Annotated in this window: 9 protein-coding genes and 1 pseudogene; 2 read left to right on the top strand and 8 right to left on the bottom strand. The window is 64.4% G+C overall.

The features are described from left to right. Positions 1 to 147 precede the first annotated feature (147 nt). From panE to VK804_RS31545, 3 genes are all read right to left on the bottom strand, one after another. Positions 148 to 1,065, bottom strand: a complete 918-nt coding sequence (gene panE, locus VK804_RS31555; protein WP_325752209.1) for a 2-dehydropantoate 2-reductase — start codon at positions 1,063 to 1,065, stop codon at positions 148 to 150. A 129-nt stretch (positions 1,066 to 1,194) separates the two neighbouring features. Next, positions 1,195 to 1,932 (bottom strand): SDR family oxidoreductase, encoded by a 738-nt coding sequence (locus VK804_RS31550; protein WP_325752208.1) that lies wholly within the window; start codon positions 1,930 to 1,932, stop codon positions 1,195 to 1,197. A gap of 112 nt (positions 1,933 to 2,044) precedes the next feature. Continuing rightward, positions 2,045 to 2,653, bottom strand: a complete 609-nt coding sequence (locus VK804_RS31545; protein ID WP_325752207.1) for a 2-hydroxychromene-2-carboxylate isomerase — start codon at positions 2,651 to 2,653, stop codon at positions 2,045 to 2,047. Between the two features lie 268 nt (positions 2,654 to 2,921). Here VK804_RS31545 and VK804_RS31540 point away from each other — a divergent pair, with 268 nt between their 5' ends. Further along, entirely contained in the window at positions 2,922 to 3,587 is a 666-nt protein-coding gene (locus VK804_RS31540) for a glutathione S-transferase (RefSeq protein ID WP_325752206.1), read from the top strand. 159 nt (positions 3,588 to 3,746) lie between these two features. Here the strand turns inward: VK804_RS31540 and VK804_RS31535 are convergent, their stop codons facing one another. The 4 genes from VK804_RS31535 to ggt all read right to left on the bottom strand — a co-directional run bounded on the left by VK804_RS31535 (position 3,747) and on the right by ggt (position 9,270). After that, positions 3,747 to 5,135, bottom strand: a complete 1,389-nt coding sequence (locus tag VK804_RS31535; protein WP_325752205.1) for a serine hydrolase — start codon at positions 5,133 to 5,135, stop codon at positions 3,747 to 3,749. Positions 5,136 to 5,166: 31 nt separating this feature from the next. Beyond that, on the bottom strand, positions 5,167 to 6,063 hold the full coding sequence (locus VK804_RS31530; RefSeq protein WP_325752204.1) for an NAD(P)-dependent oxidoreductase: 897 nt from the start codon (positions 6,061 to 6,063) through the stop codon (positions 5,167 to 5,169). 27 nt (positions 6,064 to 6,090) lie between these two features. Then, positions 6,091 to 7,389, bottom strand: coding sequence for an MFS transporter (locus VK804_RS31525; RefSeq protein WP_325752203.1), 1,299 nt, complete (start codon positions 7,387 to 7,389; stop codon positions 6,091 to 6,093). 129 nt (positions 7,390 to 7,518) lie between these two features. Next, positions 7,519 to 9,270 (bottom strand): gamma-glutamyltransferase, encoded by a 1,752-nt coding sequence (gene ggt, locus VK804_RS31520; RefSeq protein ID WP_325752202.1) that lies wholly within the window; start codon positions 9,268 to 9,270, stop codon positions 7,519 to 7,521. Positions 9,271 to 9,400: 130 nt separating this feature from the next. On the opposite strand from ggt, the gene VK804_RS31515 reads away from it, so the two are divergent. Then, positions 9,401 to 10,786, top strand: a complete 1,386-nt coding sequence (locus tag VK804_RS31515) for an MFS transporter (RefSeq protein ID WP_325752201.1) — start codon at positions 9,401 to 9,403, stop codon at positions 10,784 to 10,786. Between the two features lie 9 nt (positions 10,787 to 10,795). Here VK804_RS31515 and purH read toward each other — a convergent pair. Next, positions 10,796 to 11,057: pseudogene (purH, locus tag VK804_RS31510) on the bottom strand (bifunctional phosphoribosylaminoimidazolecarboxamide formyltransferase/IMP cyclohydrolase); the annotation flags it as partial.

Genomic DNA, 11,057 nt, shown 5'->3' with positions numbered 1-11,057 from the left:
AACCGCCCAAAGGCCTTCTTGAACTTCCGCATTCGACCCCCTCCATAATCCGGGAGTCATCTTCAGAATCCGTCTTGCCTTCCAATGCAATAGCCGGTGAAAACCCATATGCGATTCCCCTGCCCTCCAGGGGAGGGTAAGCGAGGATCACCCCCGCAGCTGTTCATACACTTTCAAATGCGTATACGCGGTGCGCAATTTCGGCACCGGGACCTTCGCTTTGTCGCCGCGCGCGATCAGGTCGCCGATCACGTGATCGGCTTCGACCCGCGCGCCGGCCTTGATGTCGCGGAACATCGATGCCGTGATCGGCGATCCCTCCGCGGTCAACATGCCGCGGGTACGCGTTAGCGATGGCGCGCGGGGCGGATGGCCCTCGGCGGCAGCAACGGCGCTGCATTCGTCGAGGATGCCCAGCAGGAAATCCTTGCCGCCCGGGGCTGCCAGGATCGACCCGATCGGGCCGCGCATCAGGCAGGTTGCACCCGCCACCGACGCCAGGAACACCCATTTCTCCCACATGTCCTGAATGATGTGCTCGCTCGCAACCGCGCCGGATATGCTCGCGAAAACCTTCGCGATGGCGCGGACCCGGTCCGACATCTTGCCGTCGCGTTCGCCGAAGGCGAGCGACTGCTGCGGCTGCAGCTGAACCACCTCGCGCTTGTCGTTGAGCGTCACCACGATCGCGCAGAGACCGCCGAGCACGCGCTCGCGGCCGAATCTGGCGTCGAGGATATCGAGATGCCGCATGCCGTTGAGCATCGGGATGATCGCGGTCTCTGGCCCCACCGCCGGTGCAAAGGATTTGATCGCATCCTCGAGGTCGAACGCCTTGCAACTCAGGAACACGACGTCGAATTTTTCGGTGAGCTTGTCGGCCTGTACCGCCGGCGGATTTTTCAGGGTGACGTCGCCGTTGGGGCTTTTGATGACGAGGCCGGCGCTGGCCAGTTCGGTGGCACGCCGCGGGCGGACCAGAAACGTCACATCGGCCCCGGCCTCGAGCAGCCTGCCGCCGAAATATCCGCCGATGGCGCCCGCCCCGACCACGAGAATACGCATTTTTTGACTCCGGTTGTTTTCACCGTCATGCCCGGCCTTGTGCCGGGCATCCACGTCTTTCTTTGGATGGCAGCAATGAAGACGTGGATGGCCGGGTCAAGCCCGGCCATGACGAGAGGAATGAGGCGTCTACCACTTCTCCCCGAACGGTCGAATTTCCAGCTCGAAGGTCCAGGCGCTGCGCGGCTGCTGATAGAGTTGCCAGTAGGAGGCCGCGACCGAGGCCGGGGGCATCAGGAGATCGGGATTGTCCAGCGCTTCCTTGCCCCAGAGCTTTTCGCGTCGCTCGCGCACCCAGGCGGTATCCACGCCGGAATCGATGATCAGATGCGCGACATGGATGTTCTTCGGCCCCAATTCGCGCGCCATCGATTGCGCCACCGCGCGCAGGCCGAATTTGGCGCTGGCGAACGCGGCATAACCGCTGCCGCCGCGCAAGGACGCGGTGGCGCCGGTGAAGAAGATGCTGCCCTGACCGCGCGGCAGCATCAGCCGCGCCGATTCGCGGCCCGCCAGGAAGCCGGCCCAGCAGGCCATTTCCCAGACCTTCCGGAACACGCGGTCGGTGGTCTCCAGGATCGGGAAGTTGACGTTGGCGCCGACATTGAAGATGCAGACTTCCAGCGGCGCATGCTGGTCGGCGGCGTTGAGGAAGGAGGCGATCTCGTCCTCCTTGCGCGCGTCCAGCGAGCGCCCGACGATGGAACCGCCGGCGGCCTCGACTTCCTTCACCAGCGGCTCGAGCTTTTCGCCGTTGCGCCGGCCGGCGAAGACGGTAAATCCCTCGGCGGCGAATTTCTTCGCGATCTCGGTGCCGATATAATCGCCGGCGCCGATCACGGCGCAGGTGGCGTTGCGTTTTTGCATTTTTATGCTCCATCACCCGTCATTGCGAGCGCAGCGAAGCAATCCATCGTGCAACAGCAAGAGAGAATGGATTGCTTCGTCGCAAGAGCTCCTCGCAATGACGGCATTTAGATCACTTACCCGAGACCATCTCCTCGACCTCGCGCAACTGCTCCTTGCCAAAAAACATTTCCTTGCCGACGAAGAAGGTCGGCGAGCCGAACGCGCCGCGCTCGACCGCGTTTTGGGTGTTCTCGATCAGCTTTGCCTTGACGTCGGCTTCCTGGGACCGGGTCAGCAGCTTTGCGCCATCGAGGCCGGACGCCGTCAACGCTTTCACCGCCACCTCGGGATCATCCATCTTTTTCGGCTCGATCCACATGTGGTGGAACGCGGCGTCGACATATTTCTCGAATACGCCCTCCAATTGGGCGGCGACGGCGGCGCGCATCAGGTTGAGGGTGTTGACGGGAAAGAACGGATTCCAGACGTAGGGCTGGACCTGGAAGCGCCTGACGAAGCGCTCGGTCTCCAGCGCGTGGAACTCGCGCTTGTTCTTGATGCCGGCCAGCGTCTCGGCCGGCGACTTGTTGTTGGTGGCCTTGAAGATGCCGCCGAGCAGGATCGGCACATATTCGAACTTCACCCCCGTGCGCGCTTCGATCGCCGGAATCGCCTCGTGGCTGAGAAAGGCGTTGGGGCTGCCGAAATCGAACATGAATTGCGGGGCGGATGAGCTCACGGGCGGTCTCCCTGATGGCATATGGTGTTTCTTATATGATCCATATCATTCCATCTAGCCTAGCGGTTCACGTTTGCGGGATCAACCGTCGGCGCGATCGCCGAAGGCGAGCTTGACGATGTGGCCGCGGATGTCGCCCGGCCGGATACCCGGATAAATTACCGTGTCTATATTGCCCGGGGCGCAATAATGGCAAGGCAACCAATCGCCAACCCCCGCTTTCGCTGCTACGAGGGTTCGCCTCCAATGCGCGAACCGGGGAAACGCCATGCTGATCGTCCACCATCTGAACAATTCCCGATCCCAGCGTGTGCTGTGGCTCTTGGAAGAACTCGGCGTGCCCTACGAGATCGTGCGCTATCAGCGGCAGCCGGACATGCGCGCGCCGGCGGAATTGCGCGCGGTCCACCCGCTCGGGAAATCGCCCGTCATCACCGAAAACGGCAATGCCATCGCCGAATCGGGCGCGATTGCCGAATACCTCGTCGATACCTATGGCGAGGGCCGCCTGATCCCGCCACTGAGGACGCCCGAGCGGCTGCGCTACACCTATTGGCTGCATTACGCCGAGGGTTCGGCGATGCCGCCGCTATTGTTGAAACTCTTGTTCACGCTGATGCCGAAACGCGCGCCTGCGCTGCTGCGTCCCCTGGTGCGCAAGGTTTCGAACCAGGCGCTGACCACGTTGGTCACCCCGCAGCTCAAGCAGCACATGGCGTACTGGGAGAGCGAACTCGGCAGGAGCCAGTGGTTCGCCGGCGACGAGTTCACCGCCGCCGACATCCAGATGAGCTTTCCACTGGAGGCGGCCGCCGCGCGCGCCGGGCTCGAAGAGGGTCACCCCAAGGCGATGGCGTTCCTGGAACGCATCCACGCCCGCCCGGCCTACCAGCGCGCGCTGGAAAAAGGCGGGCCGTATCAGGTGGGAAGGTAGGACTCTTACCTCCCCCGCTTGCGGGGGAGGTCGACGCGCTCGTCAGAGCGCGGCGGGTGGGGGAAGGTCTATCCCCTTGATCGGTGCGTATTGCTGAGGCACCCCCACCCCGGCCCTCCCCCGCAAGCGGGAGAGGGAGAAGATTCTCGGTGGCTCGCTTCACTGCACCGCCGCGATCACTTCCTTCACCAGCCGCCCGAAACCTCCGATATCGCCCGTCGGATCGACGCTATCGCCGAGCCGCACCACCACCATATGCTGCGAGGGAATGATCAGGACGCGCTGGCCCAGATTGCCGGAGGCATAGAACGCATCGCGCGGAATCCCGAGCCGGACACGGCCCCTGGCATATTCGTGCTCGCTGCGATTGGTCCAGAAACCCGCGCCGTAATCGGTATCGAGCGTGGCGGCGGCGGAAAAGTCCACCCACTCGTCCTGCAGGATGCGCCGGCCGCCGACCACGCCGTCATTCAGATAGAGCAGCCCGAACCGCGCCCAATCGCGCGCGCTCGCCAGCATGTAGGTCGTTCCCTGCAGCGTGCCGGCGCCGTCGAATTCCAGCGTCACGTTGCGCATCCCCAGCGGATTGAACAATTCGCGCCACGCGAACGCCAGTGTCTGTTCGGGGCCGCCGACCGCGTCGCGGATTATTTTCGCCAATATCTCCGTGGTCGCACTGGAATAGTGCCAGCGCGTTCCCGGTGGCGCGATCAGGGGAGCCTTCACTGCGAATCCGGCCATGTCGTCATGCAAATAGACCATCTGATCCGAGGGATCGAAACCGGAATTGGTCTCATCGAGCGCGAGCCCCGTGGTCATCCGCATCAGATGCTCGACCTCGATCTCGCGGCGCGGATCGGATGCCGCGCGCCACTCCGGAATCGGCGCGGGAAATGACGGGGTGACGACGCCTTGCACGGTCAGGATGCCGAGCAGCGCGTTGATCACCGACTTGGTCATGGAAAAGCCGAGCAGCGGCGTGTCGACGCCGACGCCGTCCGCATAGCGCTCGGCGATCACGCGGCCGTCATGCACCACGACGACCGCCTTGGTGCGGCGGAACGGCGGCGACGGCGGTTCCTCGAAGGCGTGGTCGAGCGCCGCCTTCAACCTGGGATCGGTGGGTTCGACGACCGTCGGAGGCGCAATTTCTCCCAGTAGCGGCGGCGTCTTCGGCGTCTTCAACGCGGCAAAATCGGTGCGGAGGAGGTAAGGTTCTTTTGTCCCGTGCACGAGCACGCAGCCGAGCCCCTCCCGAAACGCGGCGTGGCTGCCGAACAGCCCGACCCACGAGGTATCGACGGTCTGGGCTGACCGATCGAGGTGGTATTTCAGGCCCCAGCGCAAGCGGCGCAATCCGGCCTGGTCCATGGTTTCCGAAAACACCGTTTGCGGATCGAACCCGGAGACAAAAGCCTCCGAGCAGACATTGTGGGCGACCACACCGGTCGCCACCCGGATGGCGCGGTCGGGGCGGTAGACCACGCCGAGCGCAACCGCCACGGCCACGACAACCAGCGCCGCCGCGATCGCTTTCCGCCACCCCACAGCCCTCTCCCGACGATGCCGCGAAAGCTTTCTAGCGCGCCTTCTGTACCCCGCCCACGGACGGCAGCGCCTGCACGGCGACGCCGGGCGGCGGCACGTCGTCGTCGGGCACGAAGAAATCCGACATCAGCGCGACCTTCGGATCGACGCGATAAGGCTCGAAATCGCGCACGCCGGCCGCATAGAGCACCTTGTCGTCGATACAGAATTGTCCGGTGAATTCGCGCGACGGTTTTGTGAAGATGGCATGGGCCGCGTCGCCCATGATCTCCGGCGTGCGGCTGGCGCGCATCATGGCGTCGCCGCCGAGCAGATTGCCGACGGCTGCGGTGGCGATGGTGGTGCGCGGCCACAGCGCGTTGACGGCGATCCCTGCGGCCTTCTGCTCGGCCGCAAGCCCCAGCACGCAGAGGCTCATGCCGTATTTCGCGATGCTGTAGGCCGTGGAATGCTCGAACCATTTGGCCTTGATGTCGAGCGGCGGCGACAGCATCAGGATATGCGGATTCGCAGATTTCTTCAGATGCGGAATGCAGTATTTCGACACCATGAAGGTGCCGCGGGTGTTGATACCCATCATCAGGTCGAACCGCTTCATGTCCGTCATCTGCGAGTCGGTCAGGCTGATGGCGCTGGCGTTGTTGACGCAGATGTCGATGCCGCCGAACTCGGCCACCGTCCGGTCGATCGCCGCGATCACCTGGGCCTCGTCGCGGATGTCGCACAGGATCGGCAGCGCCTTGCCGCCGGCGGCGCGGACCTCGTCGGCCGCGGTGTAGATGGTGCCCTTGAGCTTCGGATGAGGCTCGGCGGTCTTCGCGGCGAGTGCGACGTTGGCGCCGTCACGCGCCGCCCGCAGCGCGATCGCAAGCCCGATGCCGCGGCTGCCGCCGGAGACGAATAGCGTCTTGCCCTTGAGTGATGTCATCAGATCAACTCCATCAGCGGATCCAAACTACACGTCCGCATGCAAGATCCGGCCGCGGGTTTCCGGCAGCGCGAAGGCGGCGAGGAAGAACACGCCATAGGCCAGCACCGCGAAGATCGCGATCGCATTGCCGAGCGAGGTTTCGGTCGAAAGCGCGCCGACCAGGAACGGGAACAGCGCGCCGATGCCGCGGCCGAAATTGTAGCAAAAACCCTGGCCCGAACCGCGCAGCCGCGTCGGATAGAGTTCGGTGAGGAACGCGCCCACGCCGGAGAAATAACCCGACGCGAAAAAGCCGAGCGGGAAGCCGAGCAGCCACAGTACCTCATTGGTCAGCGGCAATTGCGTGTAGAGCAGGATGATGGCGATCGCGCCGAGCGAGAAGATCAGGAACAGGTTGCGCCGCCCGATGCGGTCGGCAAGCCAGGCGCCGACCAGATAGCCGACGAACGAGCCGATGATCAGCGCCGCCAGATAGCCGGTGGACGACACGATCGAGAGCTTGCGTTCGGTGGTCAGAAAGCGCGGCACCCAGAAGGTGATGGCGTAATAGCCGCCCTGGCATCCCGTCGACATCAACGACGCCAGTAACGTGGTCTTCAGAATCGGGCCATGGAATATTTCCCAAAGCGAGGGCCGTTCGCCGCTCGCATTCTGCCTGGCAAGGGTTGCGGCCGCAATCGCCGGCTCCTCGACATAGCGGCGCAGGAAGAACACCAAAAGCGCCGGCAGCGCGCCGATGGCGAACATCCAGCGCCAGGCGATTTCGGGCGGCAAATAGGAGAACAGGATCGCCTGCGACAGCACCGCAAGGCCCCAGCCCACCGCCCAACCGGACTGCACCGAGCCGACCGCGCGTCCCCGATATTGCGGGCGGATCGCCTCGCCCATCAGCACGGCGCCCGCGGCCCATTCGCCGCCAAAGCCCAGGCCGAGCAGCGCGCGGGCGATCAGCAGCTGATCGAAATTCTGCACAAAGGCGCAGATCAGCGAGAACACCGAGAACCACAGAATCGTCAACTGCAGGGTTTTGACCCGGCCGATGCGGTCGGCGAGATAGCCGCCGAGCCAGCCGCCGATCGCCGACGCCAGCAGCGTTACGGTGCCGGCAAGACCGGCGGTGCCCGGATCGACCTTCCACAGCGCGATGATGGTGCCGATCACCAGCGGATAGATCATGAAATCCATGCCGTCGAGCGCCCAGCCCGCGGCGCAGGCCCAGAACGTCCGCCGCTCCGGCAGGTTCATGTCGCGGTAAAACGCCAGCAGGCTGGTGTCTTCGATGGGGGCGGTTTCGATCGCGCCCGATGGTTCGACGGTGCTCATGTTGGACGTCCGCCCTTGAAGTTTCTGGCCGGCCTTTGCTCGTCCCCGCGACCGGCTTGCGCGGGGCTTTTCTGATGCACGATGATCCCGGACGCTGTTATCAAGCAATCGTCGCTGTCCGCAACAGCTCTATTGCCCCGCGGCCTCGGCGCCACGGGTACGCGGATCGGGGGCGCCGAGCAATCCATGTTCGGTCACGGCGATCGAATTGGCCGAGGTCTGGCCCATCGGCTCGACCAGCTGATGCCCCTTGGCCCTCAGTTCGGTCAGCGTCTCCTCGGCAAATCCGCGCTCGATTCTCACCTCGTCGGGCAGCCATTGATGGTGCAGCCGGGGAGCGGCGACCGCGGCGGCGACGTCCATGTGATAGTCCAGCACGTCGACGATCACCTGCAGCACGGTGGAGATGATGCGACTGCCGCCGGGCGTGCCCGTCACCAGCACCGGCTTGCCGTCCTTGAGCACGATGGTCGGCGACATCGACGACAGCGGCCGCTTGCCCGGCCCCGGCAGATTGGCCTCGAATCCCACCAGGCCGAACGCGTTGGAGGCGCCGGGCGCGGCGGTGAAATCGTCGAGTTCGTTGTTGAGCAGCACGCCGGTGCCTTCGGCGACCAGGCCGACGCCGTAGGGGAAATTCAGCGTATAGGTGTTGCTGACCGCGTTGCCCCGGCTGTCGACCACCGAATAATGCGTGGTGTTGCTGCCTTCGCGCGGCGGCGTTGCCGACATCACATCGGTCCACGGTGTGGCATGGTCGAGATCGATGCTGGCGCGCTGCCTGGCCGCATACTCCTTCGACATCAGCGTTACCACCGGCGCCGTGACAAAGGCGGGGTCGCCGAGATAGCGCGCACGGTCGGCGTAGGCGCGCTTCATCGCCTCGATCATCAGATGAAGCTGTTGCGCCGAGCCCTGCTTCATCTCGCCAAGCGGAAATCCCTCGAGGATGTTGAGCATCTCCAGCAGCACCACGCCGCCGGACGAGGGCAGCGGCATCGAGACGATGTCATAGCCGCGGTAGTTACCTTTCACCGGCGCGCGAATGACCGCGGAATAGGATTTCAGGTCGTCCGACGTCATGATGCCGCCGGCGTCGCGCACCGCGCTGGCGATTTTTTCCGCGACAGGGCCCTCGTAAAATCCGCGGCGTCCCTGTTCGGCGATCAAGGAAAGCGTCGCCGCCAGATCGGCCTGGACCAGCCGGTCTCCCTCCTGCAGCGACGTGCCGTCGGCGCGGGAAAAGATTTTCAGCGATGACGGCCAGCGCGCCATCCGCCGGTGGATCGCGGGCAAGGTGTCGGCCATGTCGTCGGCCAGCGCGATCCCGTCGCGCGCCAATTCGATCGAAGGTTTCAGCAGTTCTGCCAGCGTGAATTGGCCGGAGCCGTATTTCTCCAGCGCCAGCGCGAGCCCTGCGACCGTGCCGGGCACGCCGATGCCGAGCGCCGAATCGCGCGATTTTGCGTTGTCAGGCTTGCCGTCGGCTCCGAGAAAAATGTCCGGCCTGGTCGCACCCGGCGCGGTTTCGCGATAATCGATCGCGATGTCTTCGTGGCGCTCCGCCGAGTGAATCACCATGAAGCCGCCGCCGCCGATATTGCCGGCGCGCGGATAGGTCACGGCCATCGCAAAACCGGTGGCGACAGCCGCATCGACCGCGTTGCCGCCGCGCCTGAGCACATCGGCGCCGATCCGCGCCGCGATCTTCTCCTGCGCCACCACCACGCCGTGTTCGGCGAAAACGCCGCGGATGGTATCCGCCGCGGCAGGCGTGTAGGCGCCGCGGCCGCGATCCTGCGCGGCGGCGGGAAGCCAGAACGCGACCGCAAGCACAATGGCTGGAACTACCTTGTGCCAAGCGGCCCTGAATAGAGACATCAAACTTCCGCCCGGGTTGAGGCCAATCTGGCACCAGCGAATTCGTGAAGTCGTCATGCCTGCGAATCCTATACGGTTTCGTGTGCCAAGAGCAAAACGCCTCCTCGTGAGGATAAGGATATTTTCGGGCATGGCGGTGATTACTTCGAACGCAGCTGTAGCCGACATACAAGAGAAATATCCCCCACGCGCCGCCGTCATCAGCTGGATTTTCTTCGCCTGGGCCGCAGAACCATTTTTCACGCTGATCACCACTTTCGTGTTCGCGCCCTACTTCGCCACCCACATCGCTGCGAATCCCGCGAGCGGGCAATCCTTGTGGGGTTTCGCCACCGCCGCGGCGGGCTTGCTGATCGCGCTGCTGTCGCCGGTGTTGGGCGCAATCGCCGATGCCGGCGGCCGCCGCAAGCCGTGGATCGCGGCGTTCGGCGCATTGCTTGTGATCGGTGCCTCGCTGATGTGGTTCGGCAAGCCCGGGGATAGCAGCGTCATTCTGCCGCTGCTTATGGCCTACGGGATCGCCATCGTCGGTGTCGAATTCGCGATCGTCTTCAACAATTCGATGATGCCCACCCTGGTGCCGCCGAACCAGATCGGCCGCTTGTCGGGCACGGGCTGGGCCACCGGCTATGTCGGCGGCATTTTGAGCCTGATCCTGGTGCTCGGCTTTCTTGCCGCCAGCCCGGAGACGAGGCGCACACTGTTCGGCTTTGCGCCGCTGTTCGGTCTCGATCCCGTCGCCCATCAGGGCGACCGCATCACGGGTCCGCTGACCGGCATCTGGTTCATTATCTTTGCACTGCCGATGTTCCTGCTGACGCCGGATTATCCTGCCAGGCGGCCGTTGCGCGAAGCGATACGCGAGGGATGGGGCGAGCTGAAGCACACGCTCGCCGAATTGCCGAGGCAGAAATCGCTTGCCGCGTTTCTGCTCGCCAACATGATCTACACCGACGGCCTGGTGTCGCTGTTCGCCTTCGGCGGCATCTACGCCGCCGGCACTTTTGGCTGGAACACGATCCAGATCGGCACCTTCGGAATCATTCTCGCCATCGCCGGCACCTTCGGCGCCTGGCTCGGCGGCAAGCTCGACGACAAGCTCGGCCCGAAGCGGGTGATCGCGGGCAGCATGACGATCCTGCTGTTTGCGATCGTGGCCATCCTTTTGGTGGACAAGGAAACTGTCCTGTTCATGCACGTCACGCCGCCTTCACCCGGCGGTGCGCTGTTCGCGAGCGCCGCCGAGCGCGCCTATCTGGTGCTGGGCTGCCTGATCGGCGCCGCCGGCGGCCCGCTGCAGGCCGCGTCGCGCACGCTGCTGATACGATTGGCGCCGAAGGACCGCATCGCGCAATATTTTGGATTGTTCGCGCTGACCGGAAAGGTGACGTCGTTCGTCGGGCCGTTGTTGATCGGCGCGATCACTGCGGTCACCGCGAGCCAGAAGGCCGGCATGGCGGTGCTGGTGCTGTTTTTCGTTGCCGGCTTGGCTTTGCTCGCGCGGGTGCGAGACTGACCGCGCCGGTTAATGCCTGAAATGCCTGACGCCGGTCATCACCATGGCGACGCCATGCTCGTCGGCCGCCTTGATGACCTCGTCGTCGCGCACGGAGCCGCCGGGCTGGATCACCGCGGTGGCGCCGGCCTCGATGCAGGCCAGCATCCCGTCGGCAAATGGAAAGAACGCATCGGACGCAACGACCGAACCTTTCGTCAACGGCTCCGCCAGCTTCAGTTCCTTGGCGGCATCGAGCGCCTTGCGCGCCGCGATCCGCGCCGAATCCACC

The organism is Bradyrhizobium sp., assembly GCF_035484855.1.
Lineage (GTDB): Bacteria > Pseudomonadota > Alphaproteobacteria > Rhizobiales > Xanthobacteraceae > Bradyrhizobium.
The sequence above is the reverse complement of the archived record's forward strand: the minus strand, read 5'-3'. Positions and strand labels throughout refer to the sequence as shown.